We start from the raw sequence: 18409 nt of genomic DNA, 5'->3' as shown, positions 1-18409 counted from the left end.
GACGGAGCAGCGGCCGCCGCATGTAGCGTAGCTGTACTGCAGAAGAGTAAACGACACCGACATCCGCACACCACGTTCGGGTGATAACGTGCAACGGCAGCACATACTAGGGCCGAATTCTGAATGCCCTGTGTTTCCGATCGCGCGAGGCGGCGCGTGGCTGCGCGCCGCTCCCTTTCAACCATTGCTGCTACTGTGTTACCTGCGCCAAATCCGCATCCAGCCGATTTCTCATAGGGTTCGGAACCTTGGTGGTTTTGTTGGCTTCCACGTTTGCAGGCATCTCGCCGACCTGAATGAGAGCAACTGTCAATCGGCATCGTAACGGGACCCCCTATCGGCTCCCAAAAGGGACCCCTGCCTCTGGTTGCATCGGGTCAGCGCGCGTAGGCCCGGAGCTCTCCATTTAGCGCAGGGGCCTGCGGGCGCGGGTTGTTTGTCTTTTCGGCTTTAGATCCCATGAGGAGTGAACAGCGGCCGCCGCTCTGGCAGAGTGAGGTTGCATCTAAACACTCGCTCAGGAGGAGCAGTTTATGGAACCTGCATCCATTCAACCGACCGCTGTCCGCATCGATCTTGGCGCAATTTTTGTGTCATTGGAACTGAGCCGATCGACCTGGTTGATCACTTCGTTGTCGCCAGGCAGCGGCGAGAAGATGTCGAAGCATGTAGTGACCGGTGGCAATGTAGTCGAGGTCTGAGAACTCCAGGGTTTCCGGACGCGGACAACTACCTTTGACTAGAGGATCAAGCGGGTGCTCCTGGTCAAGAGGTAAAAGAAAACGGCTTGAAAGGAACACGAATGAGCTCATCAGATATCTTCTCACTTAGCAAAGTCAGTGACATCGACAGCTTCGGCGGTCGCGAGACTGTCGCCCTCGTCGATGATGAGGATCGCGCGACGTGATTTCCCGGCGGCTACGGTGACTTTGCGGAAAGCATCGGTGATCAAGGTTCCCATCTCGCCGACCATGCCACTGCCACGGACGCGGTTGGAAAGTTTGAATAGCATGGAATCGGAACTTCTCGCCTCGGCAACCAGGCAGTTGGCGATACATTCAGCCGTAGCGGTCTTTCCCGTCCCAACATCACCATGGAAAATGACGAGGGGGTATTGCTCGGCCACAAGGTCGCAGATCCCGAGTTTGCTGCCGTGATATTTGCGGTTCCAGTCGCTGAGTGCGCCGACATTCAAAAGCAGTCGGAGCTGGTCGTGGACACGCGCGTAACGGTCGGTAAAGCCAAGCAAGGTCTTCTCTCGCCGGATCAAACCCTCGTCAGGCAGCGGTACCTCGCTGTCGAAGATTGTCGGTTGGCTCATGCTGCCCAGTCCTTTCGCTGCATTCCATAGGTACTGCTGACATAGTTGCGGCCGCCGGCCGACGAGAGGCCACCGTGACCGATGTCCTCGTGGTTCGTCGTCCAGTTGATGGTGAGCTTGCTCTTCATGCGTTCGCGTGCGGTGCTGTTGTAATCATCGGTGTAGCCCACGACGATGCGTAGGCGCGGAGAGGACACCTTTGGCCAGAGAACGCCGCCGGGCCGGCTGGTCGTCAGCGTGCCGGCATCCGTGTCAACATTGAAGCGAACGGCTTTCACCTCAGCGCCGTTGCTGAGCAACGTGATATCGACCCATGCAAGAAAGCCATCGCGATCCCGATGTCTGGGACAGAACCAAGGCAGGCGCTTTGCAAGCTGGTGGCTTCACGGTCGAGCTTTTGAAAGACCTTGCCAAAGGCATCATCAAGAAGCAGATCGAGGACCGGACCGGGATTTCGCTATAGCCGATCATACTGAAATACAGCGATAGCGATGTAGCCGAGCCTCGGCGCAAAGAAGCCGATACAGGTTCTGTCTACATGTCGTTGGACGGTTACCAGCTAGGGCGAAAGGGAGAGAATTCCCTGAAACTTGAAATCATAATTTAACTACGATAGCCAATTTCGCGTTAAAAGGGACGATTTTCCAATCGGAATTCACTTCGTGTAACAACCTCTTAAATGAATGGTGTGCGTATATGAACTAGAATTGCTTTATCTTTAAAAATGGGCTGCGAATGTACCAAGTATTAAATTGCATTGCGTTTGAGCACGATCCTCGCCTGGTGATTTTAGCAGCAGCGCTTTGCTCTCTCTCATCGTACGTCGCTTTGAGCATGTTGCACCGATCCCGCATAGTAACCGGATCCGCAAAAGTCATATGGCTCGTCACCGGAGGAGCTGCGGGTGGTTTCGGCATTTGGGCAACTCATTTTGTTGCAATGTTAGCTTATGATCCCGGTGTAGTTGTTGGTTATCAAACTGGCTTGACCCTGGCATCGCTTCTCGTCGCTATCGTTTCCACCAGTTCAGCATGCGCTATCGCCAGTTACCGAAGCGACAAATCCGGGGTGGCTATAGCCGGAATACTTTTCGGTCTCGGTGTTTCCTCGATGCATTTCATGGGCATGAACGCGATTGAGTTTCCAGGCGAGATAGTTTGGGATCAGTTGTTGGTCGGGCTGGCAGTTATCTTTGCTGTGCTTCTCGGAATTCCTGCATTTCATCTGGTTCTGTCGGGTGAGAGCCGGAGCAAGGCAACCCTTCTTGCGAGCGTTGTAATGACGCTGGCTATTGTTCTGATGCACTTCACCGCGATGGGTGCAATAACAGTCGTACCTGATCCCTCTGCCGCCGACATGGAGCATACGATTTCCCCTGTCGTCATGATCGTTACCATCGCCACGGTCGCATTTTCGATGTTGTTTGCGGGCTTGACGGCTGCGATCTTCGCAGTCCGCGCAGAGGCGGCCGCCGCTGCAGGCGAGGAGAAGTTCCGTATCCTAGTACAGGGCGTGTCAGATTACGCGCTCTACATGCTCGATCCGGATGGTCGCGTGAGCAACTGGAACACGGGCGCGGAACGAGCGAAGGGATACAAGGAGCATGAAATCGTCGGACAGCATTATTCCTGCTTCTACACTCAAGAAGAGAAGGAGGCAGGTCTGCCGGATATCAACCTGCGCACTGCTGCCCAGACTGGAAAATTCGAAGGAGAGGGGTGGCGCGTCCGCAAGGACGGAACACATTTGTGGGCCCACGTTGTCATCGATGCTATCCGCTCGGACGATGGTCGCCTGATCGGCTATGCCAAGATTACCCGTGATCGCACAGAGCAGAGAGAGTCCGACGCGAAACTGCGCAAGGCGACGAACGACCTTCAGCTGGCACTGACGCATATGGCCAACGCCATTTGCCTCTTTGATGAAAACGGTCGATTGGCAATGTACAATCGCCGCCTCGGGGACCTTATCGGCGTTGCTGCGTCGATTGATCTGACCGGCATGACGCTCGAGGAGCTTTGTCTGATCAATCCAGAAGGATCAGAGCAGCGCTTTAAATCCTACCAATCTCTGCTCAACAAAGACGGCGGCGAGACTATTACCGAGTTGCCGAACGGAAAGATTATACGTGCGACCTACATGCCGACCGACACGAAGGCTTGGGTATTCACGGTTGAGGACATCACTGCCCGGGTAAAATCGGAGGAGCGGATCGCCCATCTGGCACGGCATGACGTCCTGACCGGCCTACCGAACCGCCGGCAGTTCATCGAGGCGCTAGATAAAGCGATTCGGGAAGCCGAGACGCTTACGACGAGCGTGGCAGTGATCAATATCGACCTGGATCGCTTCAAGGACATCAATGACACTTACGGCCATGCCACCGGTGACGAAGTACTGTGCATTCTTTCGAACAGAATGCGGCATATTCAGCAGGCCGGTGAACTTATTGGACGGTTTGGAGGTGACGAGTTTGTTGCGCTCAAATCGTTTCGGGATACCAGCGAGGTCCATGACTTCATCAGCCGTTTAAATAGCGCGCTCTCGGAAACCATCAGCCTCGAAATGACCGATGTTACGCCTGGCGCGAGCCTGGGTGTGGCCATCTATCCCCTCGATGCCCCGGACCGCGAAAAACTTCTCGGCAATGCCGACATGGCGATGTATCGCGCCAAGGAAAACTTCGATGAGACAGTTTGCTTCTACGAAGCCGCGATGGACGAAGCGGAAAGAGCTCGACGGCTCCTAGCGATGGACATCTGGAGTGGGATGAAAGAAGGGCAATTCTTCCTGAACTATCAGGTTCAGCGCGCAGCGGGCGCAAACCATATAACCGGCTACGAGGTCCTTCTTCGCTGGAATCATCCTACACGTGGCCTAGTTCCTCCAAGCGAATTCATTCCGATCGCGGAAGAATGCGGCGCTATCTCAGCCCTTGGTGAATGGGTCCTTGAACAAGCGTGCGAGGACGCCGCAAAGTGGCCGATTAAAGAGAAAATTGCAGTCAATCTCTCGCCACTACAACTCACCAACATTCAGCTGGTAGATAAGGTCCGGGATGTTCTGTTCTCCACAGGACTCTCGCCGGACCTTTTGGAGCTGGAGGTTACGGAGTCCGCGATCATCGGGGACAAACAACGTGCACTGCATATTTTGCGCCAGATCCGCTCAATGGGCGTCACGATTGCGATCGACGACTTTGGCACCGGTTATTCGTCGCTGGAAACGCTGCGATCGTTCCCCTTCGACAAGATCAAGCTCGACCGGAGCTTCGTGATGGATCTTGAAACGAATAAGCAATCGAAAGCGTTCATCCGGGCAATTCTGGCTCTCGGCAAGAGCCTCGAAATACCGGTCCTTGCCGAAGGTGTTGAAACCGAGATCCAAATGGCGACCTTGACGGAAGAGGGATGCGACCAATTCCAAGGATATTTCTTTGGACGGCCTGCCACGTTGCACGATGCTATGGCGAAAGAACGCGAAGAGGCCCGCATCAACCGGTCATCGGCAGCATGAGCATGCCGTACCAGCATGCGGCACGAGGAGGATCGTGGTCACCCGGAGCGTCTCGAAAACGCCACGGTAGGGCGTAGGTTTTCGCCCAGTTTGCATCAAACATTGAGAAGGCACGACCGAGTGGCTGGCTATCTCCATTTCGGGATATGTTGATAAATTATTTATTTAATTTTTTTCAATAAAAACAAGCATGCGCATCATTATAGCGGCGACTTCTTTGCGTCGGCAATGTGAAGAAAGGCGCTGCGCAATCATTGTGGAGACTGGACAAATGCCGTTTAAATCATTCATCGGTGGAGAATCTGCTGCTATTTTGCAGGCATTTAACCGTTCTCAAGCTATCATCTCTTTCAAACCGGATGGCACTATTCTTGACGCCAACGAAAACTTCTGTGGTGCCGTCGGGTACAAAGCCAACGAGATTATTGGCAAGCATCACCGTGTATTCGTCGATGCTAAGGAGGCAGCCTCTGCTCATTATAAAGCGTTTTGGCAGCGTCTCGGCTCCGGCGAATTCAACCAAGGTCAATACAAACGTATCAGTAAATCTGGTGACGAGATCTGGATTGAGGCCTCTTACAATCCAATCATTCGCGGTGGAAAAGTTGTAAAAATCGTCAAGATCGCGACCGACATCACTGCGACCAAACGCGACAGCATTGAAAGCCACGGTAAACTGACCGCCCTATCCAGGGCACAGGCGGTGATTGAATTTACTCCGGAAGGAGAAATTCTCTCTGCCAATGAAAACTTCCTCGACAGCTTGGGTTATGTTCGAGATGAAATCATCGGAAAGCACCACAGAATGTTCTGTGAGCCGGCTTATGTTGCTTCGCCCGACTATGCTGAATTTTGGCCACGCCTGGCAAAAGGCGAATTCTTCAGTGATGAATTCAAGCGCTTGGCTAAAGATGGTAGCTCGGTTTTTATCCAGGCAACCTACAATCCCATTATCGATGACGATGGGAAAGTTATCAAGGTCGTGAAGTTCGCGACCGATGTGACTGGACGTGTTCGTGCATTGCAAGAAGTGGGGGCAGGTCTAGAACGGCTGGCAGAATGCAATATCCGCATTACGATCGATGAGCCTTTCGTCCCGGAGTTTGACCATCTTAGGCACGATTTCAACCAATCTCTCGCCAAGTTTCAGGAAACGCTGGAAGAAGTTCTTGCAAAAACGACAATGCTGTCTGCCAAGAGCGGCGAGATGAGCGAGAGCGCCGGTGGCATTGCCCATCGCTCAGAACAGCAGGCAGCGGCGCTTGAGCAGACATCTGCGGCACTGGAACAGATCACCGTGACCGTTCGGGAATCGACAAGTCGCACCACGGATGCCCGTAACCTCGTTCGCGAGGCGCGTGCTGCTGCCGCCAAATCCGTTGATGTGGTCAATTCCACGGTCAATGCTATGGGCCGCATCAGCGCGGCCTCTCAGGAAATATCCAAAATCATTGGTGTAATCGACGAGATCGCATTTCAAACCAACCTTTTGGCGTTGAATGCCGGTGTGGAGGCTGCCCGAGCAGGCGAGGCAGGCAAAGGTTTTGCGGTCGTCGCACAGGAAGTCCGTGAACTCGCCCAGCGCTCAGCCAGAGCCGCAAAGGAGATTTCCAGCTTGATCGCGAATTCCACAAGTGAGGTTAAAGATGGTGTCCGTCTGGTTGGCGAAACAGGAGCGTCCTTGAAGAGCATCGAAGGGTTCGTCTTAAAGATCGACACGAATGTCGAAGCAATTGCGACTGCGGCGACAGAACAATCCGTCAGTCTCGCCGAAATCAATTCGGCAGTCAGCGCTCTTGACCAGATGACGCAGCAAAATGCCGGAATGGTCAGCGGTATGAGCGCTGTTGCCGAGGCTTTATCAAATGGCGCAGGCGAACTTGAGCAACTGGTCAAGCGTTTCAAACTCAATCGACGTAAATGGACCAGAGAGCCAGGTTCGGAAGCGGAGAATCGTGGTCCAGAACATCGCGGCTATGGCAAGAACAGTATCTACCTCCCAATCGTTGGCGGTAGCACTTCACATGTAACCGCAGGCTTAAGCGCGGCGGCCTGATTGCGCTTACATCAGCGCGCACCCCTGAACCTGCAGCGGTTCAGGGCCTAATATTTGAATTCGTTCGACTTCATCGAAGCTTACGACGTCGCTGCGGCGATCGTAAAGCTGGGTCGTTCTGGTCGAGGAATGATTTGCCATATATGCCGCTTTCTCAAGCGTACCACCGTTTTTCAAATACGCCGTAATGCCGGTAGCACGGCTTTGGTGCATGGATCGTTAAGCGCATTGTCGTAGGTGCTCGCGCAGCCCGACAACTGGTCTCCACCACGATGCCGTTTAAGCACAATTCCTCCCGCCGCCATCATATCAGGAAGATGAAGTTCAAAGTCACGAACTGGTCTGAATACGAGGCGGGCCTTTGTCAGCGTGGGAGCCTCACGCTCTGGATGACGCCAGAGGCATTGTCGTCCTGGCAGGCGCCGAAGCGGACAACACGCGGTGGCCAGCCGCGCTATTCCGATCTTGCGATCGAGACGGCCCTGATGCTGGGCCTGGTATTCGGCCTGCGGCTGCGTCAGACGGAGGGTTTGCTAACGTCGGTGCTGAAGCTGATGGGGCTGGGCCTTGCCGTTCCCGATCATACGACCCTGAGCCGTCGGGCAGTCAAGCCGAGAACGCCGAACAAGCTCCCAGGTGATCGCATCCCGGAGAACGGACCCATCCACGTCCTCATCGACAGCACCGGTTTGCAGATCCACGGCGCGGGGCAGTGGCTTGAGGAAAAGCATGGTGCCAAATTCCGCAAGGGTTGGCGCAAACTGCACCTGGCGCTGGATGCTGATAGCGGCGACATCGTCGCACATGTCATGACCGATCAGGATGCCGGCGACGCTTCGCAGGTGGCGCCGCTACTCGATCAGATCGACACGCCGATTGGCCAGTTCACGGCCGATGGTGCCTATGACGGTGAGCCGACCTATAGCGCCGTTACCGATCACAGTCCTGAGGCGGCGGTGATCATTCCGCCACGCGCCAATGCGGTGGATCGCAACGACACCGACCCCTCCAGTCAACGAGCCCGTCACATAGCCGCGATCAGCGCCGATGGCCGGATGAAGTGGCAGGTGGCGACCGGCTACGGGAAAAGATCTCTGGTCGAGACCGCGATCGGTCGTTACAAATCGATCATTGGACGGCGGCTGCGAGCGCGCTCATTCGCGGCACAGAAGACGGAAGTCGCCCTCGGCTGCGACGCCCTCAATCGAATGCTGGCCTGCGCGCGCCCGAAATCCGTCCGGCGCAAAACGGCTACCGAATAGCGACAGCATCAAAGACGGGAATCCGCTCTTTCAATGATCCGTGCACCAGCGCCGATCGTCTATGCTTTCACCCTGTCGATCTACACGGCCTCGACCGCGGTTCCTGAGACCTTGAACAATGCTGCGATCGCCATTGTGGACGAGGATCAGTCTCCGGTATCGTCCCGAATCCTGACGGCTTTCTATCCGCCTTACTTCAGCCCGCCGAAGCTGATCTCCCAATACGAAATGGACCGGCGCATGGATACCGGAAAGGACACTTTCGCGATCGATATCCCTCCCAATTTTCAGAGGGACCTCCTGGCCGGAAAGTCGCCGACTATCCAGCTCAACGTCGATGCGACGCGCATGACGCAGGCCTTCAACGGCAGCAGCTACATCCAGTCAATCCTCTCCAGCGAAATCAGCGAGTTCCTGAACCGCTACCGCGGATCGACGTCCCTGCCGGTCAGCCTCGCGATGCGCACCGAATTCAACCAGGAGCTCAACAGGGCCTGGTTCGGCGCGGTTACGAACGTCATTTTCTCGACGACGATTCTTTCCATCATCCTGACCGGCGCGGCGCTCATCCGCGAACGGGAACACGAGACGATCGAACACCTGCTAGTGATGCCGGTCACGCCGACGGAGATCATGCTTAGCAAGATCTGGTCGATGGGGCTTGTCGTGCTGGCTGCAACCGCTTTCTCACTTGCATTTGTTGTTCAGGGTTTTTTGCACGTCGAGATCCGCGGTTCCCTTGCGCTTTTCCTGTTCGGTGCGGCACTTCACCTCTTTGCGACGACAAGCCTCGGCATCTATCTGGCGACAATTTCCGGCTCCATGTCCCAGTTCGGGATGCTGCTGATTCTCGTCCTGCTTCCCCTGCAGGTCCTTTCGGGCGGTCTTACCCCGCGTGAGAGCATGCCGCAAGTCATTCAGGACATCATGCTCGCGGCGCCGAACACGCATTTCGTTATACTCGCCCAATCGGTGTTGTTTCGCGGCGCAGGATTTTCGGTCGTCTGGCCACAACTTCTGGCGCTGCTGACGATAGGAACGCTCCTGTTCCTGTTTTCCCTGAGGCGCTTCCGGCAATTCCTGCGGTAACGGACGGCGCTCCGGCCTTCATGCGCCCGATCATGGGCGCGTAGCGTCTCCGGAAGTCATTCTCGCCAGGCAATCAGGTTGGTTGAAGAGCGGAATCCAGAAATTGAGAAATCCATCATGCATTTCGAAGCGTTTTTCTCGTTCACGCTGGCGATCGTCATTCTGATCACCGGGAAATTCATGACGCTGCATTCCGCCACGCTCCGGAAATATGCCATTCCCGAGCCTGTCGTCGGCGGCATTCTTTGTGCGGCGATCGTCGCTCTGATCTATCCGCTTTCCGGCGTCAGGATTTCATTCGACCTGGAGGTGAAGGACTTCCTGCTTCTGCTTTTTTTCGCCGGGATCGGGCTGAAGGCCGACATCGTCACACTGCTCAAAGGCGGGCGCCCGCTGTTCGTTCTTCTCGCCCTTGCGATCGTTTTCATCTTCATCCAGAATTTCGCCGCGATCGGCATGGCCGTTCTTTTCGGCATGGAGGCGAAAGCGGGGCTGATGGCCGGGTCCATCTCGCTGACCGGCGGCGTGGGGACGACGCTCGCCTGGGCGCCGACATTCGTGGAGAGGCTCGGCATCGCAAACGCCCTGGAGCTTGGCGTCGCCGCGAACACCGTCGGCCTCGTCTCCGCATGTGTGATCGGCGGGCCGATGGCGGCGTTTCTCATGCGCAAGCACCGCATTGCGCCGGCCGGGGAAGGGCATCTCGACGTCGGCGTCGCCTATGACCGTCAACCAGCGTCCAAACTGGACTATTTCGCGGTGCTCTGGGCCATTCTCATCCTCAATGTCACGGTCATGCTGGGCATGGGCATCAACGAGGTGCTGAACAGAGGCAGTCTTACCCTGCCAGCCTTCGTGAGCTGCATTCTGGCGGGGATCGCAATGCGAAACCTGCTGCCCGGCGCCATCGGCGCGGGCATCCGCCGCATCTGGCCGAGCCTCGACGACGGTTTTTCCCTGCTTTCCGATCTTTCGCTCGGGCTGTTCCTCACCATGGCGCTCATGGGGCTGCAACTGTGGGACCTCAAGGGTATGCTCGGCTTCATCGCCTGCACGCTCGCCGTCCAGATCGCCCTGGCTGTCGTCTACGCGCTCTTCGTCGTTTTCAGGGCTATGGGGCGCGATTACGAGGCGGTCGTCATGTCCGCCGGCTTTGGCGGCATCGCGTTGGGTTCGACTGCCACGGCGATGGCAAACATGGCCGCCGTGGCCCAACGCCACGGTCCTGCTCACAGGGCTTTCATCATCGTGCCGCTGGTCTGCGGCTTTTTCATCGATATCGCCAACGCGCTGATTATCTCAATGTTCGTTGCGTGAATTCAGGGGCGATCTCACAAGGCGACCGTTGCACCCGGCCGGGCCTGCCGTTTTGGCAGCGCATCGACGCCGACCATTTCGGGCGGGTAGCGGCAGCCTCCTCAAAGTCTCGTGCACCCGTAAAGGAACATGCGGACGCAGGAGGCGGCCCATGCCTCCAGTTCCACGGCTCCCATGGGCGGCCTCAACCCCAGCAGCATCTGCCTTTGCGGACCGATGATCATGCCCCTGAGCAGATCGGCGGCCAGCGCCGGCTCGGGGCAGGCGATCTTTCCGGCGGCGGCAAGCCGCCTTATGTGCGCTTCGAGCGTATCGGACACCTTAAGGGCCATTTCCCGATAGCTGGCCCCGACTTCCGGGAATTGATCCATTTCGGCCATGACCAGCCGGGCTGTCCTGGCCGCTTCCTCGCTAAGAAACAGCCGCGCATAACCCAGAACGATCTGCGCGAGCTGCTCCTCCACGCCCGATTGCGCCGTCCCGGCCGTATCCGGCGAAGCGAGGCTCGCCTCGATCCGGCTTTCGGCCGCCATGCGAAACAGCGCCGCCTTGTTTTCGACCAGCCTGTAAAGCGTGCGCGTGGAAATGCCCACCCTGCGCGCCACCGCCTCCACGCTCGTCTGGGCGTATCCGGACGTCAGGAATTCGGTGATCGCCGCTTCGACGATCACGCCGGCCGTCTCCTCGGCGCTGCGAGCCGGCGGCCGACCCCGCCCACGGCGTTTCGCCTTGTTGTCGTCCACGATCTTGACTCCCGTCAGTTTTTGCGTCATCTGCTCTATTCGGAAATTTTCTATTTTCCAAATTATCGCAAGCAGGATTCGAGTCAAGATCGGGAACCGGAGCATGTCCGCACGCAAGGCCGTAGCAGTCGCCGCCATTCTGGCGGCAGGGGTGGGAGCTTATGTCGCCTGGTCGGTGGAGCGGCCGCGCACGCTGCTCGTGCAGGGGAGGTGGAGGCGACGCGGATCGACCTGGCGACCAAGGTCGCGGGGCGGGTTTCCTCCGCGCCGGTCAGTTTCGGCGATCGCGTGACGGCCGGGCAACTGCTTGTCGAACTCGACAGCCCGCAGTTGAAGGCCGGTCTCGACACGGCCGAAGCCAGCCTCGCCGTCGCCCGCTCCAACCGCGAGCTGACCTTCTCGACGCGTCCCGAAACCATCGCCGCGCGCAGGGCGGAGCTTTCCAAGGCCGAGGCGGATGTCGTTCTGGCCCAACGCACCTACGACCGCCTGTCCGGCCTGCTCGACCGGTCGGTCACGTCGCAGCAGGCGGTCGACCAGGCCTCCAATAGCCTGGACGCGGCGTTGCGCGCACGCGAGGCGGCGGAAGCGAACCTGCATCTGGCGGAAAACGGCAACAGCGTGGAGCAGAAGGCGGTCGCGGAGGCGCAGGTCAGGCAGGCGGAGGCGTCCGTCGCCCAGACCACGGCCGATATCGCCGAACTGACGATCCGTTCCCCCATCGACGGACAGGTGACGGCGCGTATGGCCGAGCCGGGCAAGCTCTTCAGCGCCGGTGCGCCGGTGATATCCATTGTCGACGTCGACCGGGCCTGGTTCACCTTCAATGTGCGCGAAGACCTGCTCGACGGGCTTGAGATCGGGCGGACCCTTCAGGTCCGCGTTCCCGCCCTCGGGAACCGGCTGGTGGAGGCGAAGATCACCGCGATCAACGCGCTTGGAAGCTTCGCCAACTGGCGGGCGACGAAAGCGACCGGCGATTTCGACCTGCGGACCTTCGAACTGCGCGCCGAACCGGTGGCGGCGGAACGGAACCTGCGTCCGGGCATGAGCGCGCTGGTCGAATGGAGCGCATCCCACCGGCTGGAGCGGTGACCGTGTCCGCCGCTCATCTCCCGCCCGGCTTCCGGCGCATATTCCGCCGCGAGCTGCGCCAGATCGCCGAACGGCCGGCGCTGTTCTTCATGCTCGGGCCGTTTCCGCTTCTGCTGTTTCTCATCCTCGCGGCTATATTCCATGCCGGGCTGCCGACGGCCCTGCCGGTGGCGGTGATCGACGAGGACGGCACCGGCATGTCGAGGCAGATCGTGCGGATGATCGACGCGACCCCCGAAGTCGAGGTTGCGGGACGCCTGGTCAACCTGACCGAAGGCAGAGAGGCCGTTCTTGACGGCAGGATCTATGCAGCCGTCCTGATCCCCTCCGGTCTGGAGCGGGATCTGCTCCTGGGCCGCCGCCCGGAAGTCGTGGTTTTCTACAACAACCAGTTGATGACGCCCGGAGGCATCGCCGCACGCGCCATAAACGGGGCGCTGAATACCTTCTCCGCCGGTCTGGCCGTGGAAATGCGCATCGCCAGGGGCGCCACGCGGGAAGCCGCCATCGAGGCCGCCGCTCCGGTGCCGCTCCGGCAGAGCCCGCTTTTCAATCCCACCCTCGACTACGTGCAATTCCTGCTCGCGGCGATCATGCCGACGGTGCTGCAAATCTTCATATGCGCCGGCGCCGTCCTCTCCTTTTCCCGCGACCGGCATACGAAGGCCGGAATTGCCCGGGTCCTGCGACTGGGAAAAACGCCGCTGCGGGCGACGGCGGGCAAGCTTTTGCCCTACACCTTCACCTACGGCCTGACGCTGATTGCCGCCGACGCCATCATCTTCGGCTTCTTCGGCGCGCCTTTTCATGGCAGCATGCTGCTGCATGTCGTCTCGGGCTTCGCCTTCATCCTTGCCAGCCAGCTGCTCGGCGTCCTTCTGGCCCTGTCGCTGGCCGACACGGTCGCGGCGCTCGGCCTATGCGGTCTTTTGACCGGTCCGGCTTTCGGCTTCGCCGGCGTCAGTTTTCCCCGCATCGTCATGAACGGATTTTCCGTGGCATGGGGGGCGATCCTGCCGCTCACGCCCTATCTGCAACTGCGGACCGACCAGGCTCTCAGGGGGACGCCGGTGGAGATATCGCTGCCCACCCTCGGCTGGCTGCTGGCGCTGCTGGCGGTCTATGGCCTTTTGACGCTTCTCCAGTTCCGCAGAACGGCCCGGCCCGCCGTGCGGGTGAAAGCGGAACCGCCGGTGGGAGAGACGCCATGAGATCCTTGTTCGCAGGTATTCTCGCCGCATTGCGCCAAGTCGCCGCCGATCCAGGCGCCAAGTCCACGATGATCGCCGCCATCGTCATCTATTGCGTCCTCTATCCTCAGCCTTATCTCGGAGAAGTGGTGCGCGAGGTGCCCGTCGTCGCCGTCGATCAGGACGGGTCGACCGCCAGCCGGGAATTGCTGCGCCGTGTTGCCAGCAGCGATTCCGCCGAAATTGTATCGATCGTGGCCGACCTGCCGGCCGCCAAGCAACTGTTTTATGCCCGTCAGGCTTACGGGATCGTCGTGGTGCCGCCGCGTTTCGAGGAAGACCTGCTATCTGATCGGCGCTCTGCCATCGCAGGCTACGGCGATGCAAGCTACTTTCTGCTCTACAATGCCGCGATGGGCGCCATGGGCGATGCCGCGCGCAGTCTGGGGCCGATATCCAGTTCCAGCGCCTGAACGCAGCCGGGCTTCCGGGTGAAGAAGCGGCCGCGCTTGTCGCCCCGATGACCATTGCCAGCACACCGCTGTTCAATCCGCAGGGCGGATATGCGAGTTTCGTCGTCCCCGCCGCCTTCGTTCTGATCCTGCAACAGACCCTGCTGATGGGCATCGGCATTCTACATTCGGGCCGGCAGCCGTCGCGCGCTCCGGCCGCGGTTGCGGCGGCGCTGGCCTATATCCTTCTCTATTGTTTCTGGATCGCGGTGACGCTCGTCTTCCTGCCCTATGTCCTTGGTATTCCGCGCATCGGCGGTATCGTTACGCTCTACCTCGTGGCCGTCCCCTTCCTTTTCGCCGTCACCGCCATGGGCTTCGCCATCGCCTGGTCGATCCCGTGGAAGGAGGGCGTCGTCTTCTTCCTCGTCGTGCTGGGCATGCCACTGTTCTTCCTGTCCGGCGTTTCCTGGCCTGTAGAACAGATTCCCTCCGTCTTGCGCGAGCTTTCCCTGCTGATCCCGTCGACCACGGCGATCACCGCTATCGTCCGCGTCAACCAGATGGGTGCGAATTTCCGCTCGGTCGCGAACGATGTCGCGGTCCAGATCGTTCTGGCCATCGGATATGCGCTGCTGGCCGTAACAATCCGATGGGCGCGCAGATAATTCAAGTATCATTTGATATTTTAATTTCGAGTGATATTTATAACGTCGTACCCTGAAACGGCGCTGCGGCGCGCGGAAACGGAAAGGACGATCATGAACGACAAGACCACCTCCCTGCCGAACGGGCAGAAGCCGGGGATAAAGATCGAAGCCAATGTGGGCGAAGCCTTCTGGCGGAAAGGCCCGCAGGACACGCTGCCGCCGCCCGACACGATGGGTCCCTACATGCGCAACCGCCCGCTGCCGGTCACGCCGGTCGAAGGGCGCAAGGCCTGGATCGTCGGCAGCGGCGTCGCCGGGCTCGCGGCGGCCTTCTACATGCTGCGCGACGGCCGCATGAAGGGCGAGGACATCACCATCCTCGACACGATGAATATCGAGGGCGGCTCGCTGGACGGCGCGGGCAACGCCGAGGACGGCTATATCATTCGCGGCGGCCGCGAGATGAACTGGAACTACGACAATTTCTGGGACGTCTTCCAGGACGTGCCGGCATTGGAACTGCCCGAGCCCTACAGCGTGCTCGACGAATACCGGCTGGTGAACGACAACGACCCGAACTGGTCGAAAGCGCGCCTGATGCACAAACAGGGCGAGATCCGCGACTTCTCGACCCTCGGGCTCAGCAGGGCGCATCAGTGGGAGATCGTCAAGCTGCTCCTGAAGCGCAAGGAGGACCTCGACGACATCACCATCGAGGACTATTTCAGCGAAAGCTTCCTGCAGACCAATTTCTGGTATCTGTGGCGGTCGATGTTCGCCTTCGAGAACTGGCAGAGCCTGCTCGAGGTGAAGCTCTACATGCACCGTTTCCTCGACGCCATCGACGGCCTGACGGACATGTCGGCGCTGGTCTTCCCGAAATACAACCAGTATGACAGTTTCGTCGTGCCGCTCATCCGCCTTTTGAAGGAAAAGGGCGTGAAGGTGCAGTTCGACACCCGCGCCTACGATCTCGACATGACCGAAGCGGAGGGCAAGCGGACGGTGACCGCCATCCGCTGCAAGGTCGATGGCCGGGACGAGGTGATCGATCTCGGCCCCGATGACGTGGTCTTCGCGCTGACCGGCTCGATGACCGAGGGCACCGCTTATGGCGACATGGACACCGCGCCCGTGCTTGAACGCGGCAAGGCGGAGCCGGGCGAGGACAGCGACTGGACGCTGTGGAAGAACCTGGCGAGGAAATCGCCGGTCTTCGGCAAGCCTGAAAAATTCTACGGCAATGTCGACGGCTCGATGTGGGAATCGGCGACGCTCACCTGCAAACCGTCGCCGCTCGTCGACAAGCTCAAGGAGCTTTCGGTCAACGATCCCTATTCGGGCAAAACGGTCACCGGCGGCATCATCACCTTCACCGATTCCAACTGGGTGCTGAGCGTCACCTGCAACCGCCAGCCGCATTTTCCGGACCAGCCGGGTGACGTGCTGGTGCTGTGGGTCTATGCGCTTTTGATGGACAAGGACGGCAATTACGTCAAGAAACCGATGCCTGCCTGCAACGGGCGCGAGGTTCTGACGGAGCTCTGCTATCACCTCGGCATCGTCGGGCAGATCGACGAGATCGCGGCCAACACCAAGGTGCGGCTGGCGCTGATGCCCTATATCACAGCGCAGTTCATGCCGCGCGCGGCGGGAGACAGGCCGCATGTCGTGCCGGAAGGCTGCACCAACCTGGCTTTGCTCGGCCAGTTCGTCGAAACCTCGAACGACATCATCTTCACGATGGAAAGTTCGGTCCGCACCGCGCGCATAGGCGTCTATACCCTGCTAGGTCTGCCCAAGCAGGTGGCCGACATCAGCCCGACGCAATACGACATCCGCAATATCCTGAAAGGAGCGCGGGCGCTCAACAGCAACGAACCCTTCCCCGGCGAGCGGCTCTTGCACCGGCTGCTCGACAAGACCTATTACGCCCATATCCTGCCGCCGTTGCCGGAGAAGGAGGAGACGACGCTGGAGCATGCCGAAAGCGAGTTGTCCAATCTTCTCGGCAAGGGCGGGCAGGCCGTGGCGACGGTGTTCGGCTGGCTTGAGCGGTTCCGCGAGACGGTGCGCGGAAAACGCGACTGAACGGCAACGGCACGCCGTCCCCGCAGGGCGGCGTGCCGCAATCAGAAAAAGGCAAGGGTGCCATCATGCGCTTGACACGCAAGGAAGCTCAGGAACAGACACGCCGGCGCCTGATCGCCGCCGCGAACGCCTCGATCGCCTCGGAAGGGCTGGCCGCCGCCTCGATCCGGCATATCTGCGAGGCCGCGGGCCATACCCAGGGCGCATTCTATTCCAACTTCAGCACGAAGGAGGATCTGCTTCTGGAAATCATGCAGATGCATGTCCAGAGCGAGGTGGCCTTTCTGCGCGACATTCTTGCCGGGACCGACCGGGGCGATCTCGATGCCGCGATGACGCGGCTGGCGGCGAGGCTGGCCGAACTGGCGGCCGAGCCGCAATGGTCGCTTCTTTCGATCGAGTTGCAGCTTCATGCGCAGCGCGATGCCGCCTTCGCCAGCCGCTACAACGAATACAAGGCCGCCTGCCACGGCGAATTCACCCTGCTTTTGGAGGATCTGATCCGCCTTCATCGGTTGAAACCGGCGATGGAGCCGCGGCAGATCGCCATCGGGCTCTACGCATTGTGGGCGGGGCTGATCGTGCAGGGCAGCGTGCCGGATTCCCTGCCGCGCGACCGCATCCTGCTCGCCTTCTTCCGCGCCATCACCGGCTGCCCGGCCTGACGGGCGGCTGCCGCCGATATCCGCGCGCCGTCTGCCGGCCGCATCATCCGCAGGAGAAACGTCCATGACCATAGCCACTGTCACCGTGCTCGGAACCGGTATCCTCGGGCGCAGATCGCGCTTCAGGCCGCCTGGCACGGATTTTCCGTCATCGCCTACGACATCGATGAGGCCGCGCTGGCAAAGGGGAGGGGGCTGGTTGACGCCTTCGCCCTGCGCTTGCTGGAAGATATTCCTGGCGCGGACGGGGCCTCGGCCGAGGCCGCGAAGGCGCGCATCGCCTGGACGGACGATCTTGAGGCCGCCGCCGGGGCCGCCGATCTGGTGATCGAAGCGATTCCCGAGAAGCTGGAGCTGAAGCGGCAGGTCTACGCCCGTCTCGGAGCCGCCGCTCCGCCGCGCACGATCTTCGTCACCAATTCCTCGACGCTCCTGCCCAGCGCCATGGCGGGATCGACCGGCCGCCCCGAGCGCTTCCTCGCGCTGCATTTCGCCAACGAGATATGGAAGCACAACGTGGCCGAGGTCATGGGCCATGCCGGGACCGATCCCGCCGTCTACGAACAGGTGGTCGCCTTCGCCCGCGCCATCGGCATGGTTCCGATCGAGATCCGCAAGGAGAAAGCGGGCTATGTGCTGAACTCGCTGCTGGTGCCGTTTCTGTCCGCCGCTTCCGGGCTTCTGGTCGACGGCATCGCCGATCCGCAGGCCATCGACAGGACATGGAAGATCGCCACCGGCGCGCCGAAAGGGCCGTTCGAGATCTACGACATCGTCGGTCTCGGTACCGCCTGGTATATCTCCTCGAACGGCGATCCGAAAGCGCAGGCCTTCGCCCGCTATCTGAAGGAAAACTATATCGACAAGGGAAAGATGGGCGTCGCCTGTGGAGAGGGGTTCTACGTCTACGGGAAATAACCTGCCGGAACGGGATGCCGGAGCAAGGCCCCCCGCTCCTGCAT

General features: G+C 59.4%; 13 protein-coding genes and 6 pseudogenes. 14 read left to right on the top strand and 5 right to left on the bottom strand.

The annotated features are described in order from the left end of the window. Positions 1-190: 190 nt before the first annotated feature. Positions 191-307, bottom strand: a pseudogene (locus tag G3A56_RS29155) (pseudoazurin); the annotation flags it as partial. A 226-nt stretch (positions 308-533) separates the two neighbouring features. Here G3A56_RS29155 and G3A56_RS26620 point away from each other — a divergent pair. Then, positions 534-698 (top strand): annotated as a pseudogene (locus G3A56_RS26620) (IS110 family transposase); the annotation flags it as partial. A gap of 152 nt (positions 699-850) precedes the next feature. Here G3A56_RS26620 and G3A56_RS26615 read toward each other — a convergent pair. Together G3A56_RS26615 and G3A56_RS26610 are read right to left on the bottom strand one after the other, a co-directional pair. Continuing rightward, a pseudogene (locus G3A56_RS26615) lies at positions 851-1321 on the bottom strand (AAA family ATPase); the annotation flags it as partial. Then, positions 1318-1599, bottom strand: a complete 282-nt coding sequence (locus G3A56_RS26610) for an HORMA-1 domain-containing protein (RefSeq protein WP_137067689.1) — start codon at positions 1597-1599, stop codon at positions 1318-1320. The pseudogene G3A56_RS26615 and the gene G3A56_RS26610, both read right to left, overlap by 4 nt. A gap of 35 nt (positions 1600-1634) precedes the next feature. On the opposite strand from G3A56_RS26610, the gene G3A56_RS26605 reads away from it, so the two are divergent. From G3A56_RS26605 to G3A56_RS26595, 3 genes are all read left to right on the top strand, one after another. Beyond that, positions 1635-1784: a hypothetical protein gene (locus tag G3A56_RS26605; RefSeq protein WP_164056926.1), complete on the top strand. Its 150-nt coding sequence runs from the start codon at positions 1635-1637 to the stop codon at positions 1782-1784. Positions 1785-2056: 272 nt separating this feature from the next. Beyond that, entirely contained in the window at positions 2057-4837 is a 2781-nt protein-coding gene (locus tag G3A56_RS26600) for a bifunctional diguanylate cyclase/phosphodiesterase (RefSeq protein ID WP_082186254.1), read from the top strand. Between the two features lie 271 nt (positions 4838-5108). After that, positions 5109-6893: a methyl-accepting chemotaxis protein gene (locus G3A56_RS26595; protein ID WP_082186255.1), complete on the top strand. Its 1785-nt coding sequence runs from the start codon at positions 5109-5111 to the stop codon at positions 6891-6893. Positions 6894-6899: 6 nt separating this feature from the next. On the opposite strand, the pseudogene G3A56_RS29150 reads toward G3A56_RS26595, so the two are convergent. After that, a pseudogene (locus G3A56_RS29150) lies at positions 6900-7103 on the bottom strand (hypothetical protein); the annotation flags it as partial. 62 nt (positions 7104-7165) lie between these two features. On the opposite strand from G3A56_RS29150, the gene G3A56_RS26590 reads away from it, so the two are divergent. The 3 genes and pseudogenes from G3A56_RS26590 to gltS all read left to right on the top strand — a co-directional run bounded on the left by G3A56_RS26590 (position 7166) and on the right by gltS (position 10561). Further along, entirely contained in the window at positions 7166-8155 is a 990-nt protein-coding gene (locus G3A56_RS26590) for an IS5 family transposase (RefSeq protein WP_082186256.1), read from the top strand. A 54-nt stretch (positions 8156-8209) separates the two neighbouring features. Further along, positions 8210-9244, top strand: a pseudogene (locus tag G3A56_RS26585) (ABC transporter permease); the annotation flags it as partial. Positions 9245-9361: 117 nt separating this feature from the next. Further along, complete coding sequence (gene gltS, locus G3A56_RS26580; RefSeq protein WP_011983013.1) at positions 9362-10561, top strand: sodium/glutamate symporter; 1200 nt, start codon at positions 9362-9364, stop codon at positions 10559-10561. A gap of 101 nt (positions 10562-10662) precedes the next feature. Here gltS and G3A56_RS26575 read toward each other — a convergent pair whose 3' ends face one another. After that, entirely contained in the window at positions 10663-11334 is a 672-nt protein-coding gene (locus tag G3A56_RS26575) for a TetR/AcrR family transcriptional regulator (protein WP_052821315.1), read from the bottom strand. Positions 11335-11514: 180 nt separating this feature from the next. Here G3A56_RS26575 and G3A56_RS26570 point away from each other — a divergent pair, with 180 nt between their 5' ends. From G3A56_RS26570 to G3A56_RS26540, 7 genes and pseudogenes are all read left to right on the top strand, one after another. Beyond that, complete coding sequence (locus tag G3A56_RS26570; RefSeq protein ID WP_164056925.1) at positions 11515-12399, top strand: HlyD family secretion protein; 885 nt, start codon at positions 11515-11517, stop codon at positions 12397-12399. Positions 12400-12401: 2 nt separating this feature from the next. Then, on the top strand, positions 12402-13610 hold the full coding sequence (locus G3A56_RS26565; RefSeq protein WP_082179096.1) for an ABC transporter permease: 1209 nt from the start codon (positions 12402-12404) through the stop codon (positions 13608-13610). Continuing rightward, the gene (locus tag G3A56_RS29380) at positions 13607-14062 is read left to right on the top strand and encodes an ABC transporter permease (protein ID WP_164056924.1); all 456 of its coding nucleotides are present in this window, start codon (positions 13607-13609) and stop codon (positions 14060-14062) included. Before G3A56_RS26565 ends, G3A56_RS29380 begins: the two co-directional genes overlap by 4 nt. Positions 14063-14109: 47 nt before the next feature. Further along, a complete protein-coding gene (locus G3A56_RS29375; RefSeq protein ID WP_164056923.1) occupies positions 14110-14709 on the top strand; it encodes an ABC transporter permease in 600 nt (199 codons plus the stop codon). Positions 14710-14802: 93 nt separating this feature from the next. After that, positions 14803-16782 carry an oleate hydratase gene (locus G3A56_RS26550; protein WP_011983008.1) on the top strand — a complete coding sequence of 660 codons (1980 nt, stop codon included), beginning with the start codon at positions 14803-14805 and terminating at the stop codon, positions 16780-16782. Between the two features lie 65 nt (positions 16783-16847). Beyond that, complete coding sequence (locus G3A56_RS26545; protein ID WP_035228312.1) at positions 16848-17447, top strand: TetR/AcrR family transcriptional regulator; 600 nt, start codon at positions 16848-16850, stop codon at positions 17445-17447. 64 nt (positions 17448-17511) lie between these two features. Then, a pseudogene (locus G3A56_RS26540) lies at positions 17512-18365 on the top strand (3-hydroxyacyl-CoA dehydrogenase). Positions 18366-18409: the final 44 nt, after the last annotated feature.

Origin of the sequence: Rhizobium oryzihabitans (assembly GCF_010669145.1) — a bacterium.
Lineage (GTDB): Bacteria > Pseudomonadota > Alphaproteobacteria > Rhizobiales > Rhizobiaceae > Agrobacterium > Agrobacterium oryzihabitans.
The sequence above is the reverse complement of the archived record's forward strand: the minus strand, read 5'-3'. Positions and strand labels throughout refer to the sequence as shown.

Coding starts and splice junctions, on each gene's coding strand:
- G3A56_RS26605 (WP_164056926.1), top strand. CDS start 1,635: ATGCAAGAAAGCCATCGCGATCCCGATGTCTGGGACAGAACCAAGGCA.
- G3A56_RS26600 (WP_082186254.1), top strand. CDS start 2,057: ATGTACCAAGTATTAAATTGCATTGCGTTTGAGCACGATCCTCGCCTG.
- G3A56_RS26595 (WP_082186255.1), top strand. CDS start 5,109: ATGCCGTTTAAATCATTCATCGGTGGAGAATCTGCTGCTATTTTGCAG.
- G3A56_RS26590 (WP_082186256.1), top strand. CDS start 7,166: ATGCCGTTTAAGCACAATTCCTCCCGCCGCCATCATATCAGGAAGATG.
- gltS (WP_011983013.1), top strand. CDS start 9,362: ATGCATTTCGAAGCGTTTTTCTCGTTCACGCTGGCGATCGTCATTCTG.
- G3A56_RS26575 (WP_052821315.1), bottom strand. CDS start 11,334: ATGACGCAAAAACTGACGGGAGTCAAGATCGTGGACGACAACAAGGCG.
- G3A56_RS29380 (WP_164056924.1), top strand. CDS start 13,607: ATGAGATCCTTGTTCGCAGGTATTCTCGCCGCATTGCGCCAAGTCGCC.
- G3A56_RS29375 (WP_164056923.1), top strand. CDS start 14,110: ATGACCATTGCCAGCACACCGCTGTTCAATCCGCAGGGCGGATATGCG.
- G3A56_RS26550 (WP_011983008.1), top strand. CDS start 14,803: ATGAACGACAAGACCACCTCCCTGCCGAACGGGCAGAAGCCGGGGATA.
- G3A56_RS26545 (WP_035228312.1), top strand. CDS start 16,848: ATGCGCTTGACACGCAAGGAAGCTCAGGAACAGACACGCCGGCGCCTG.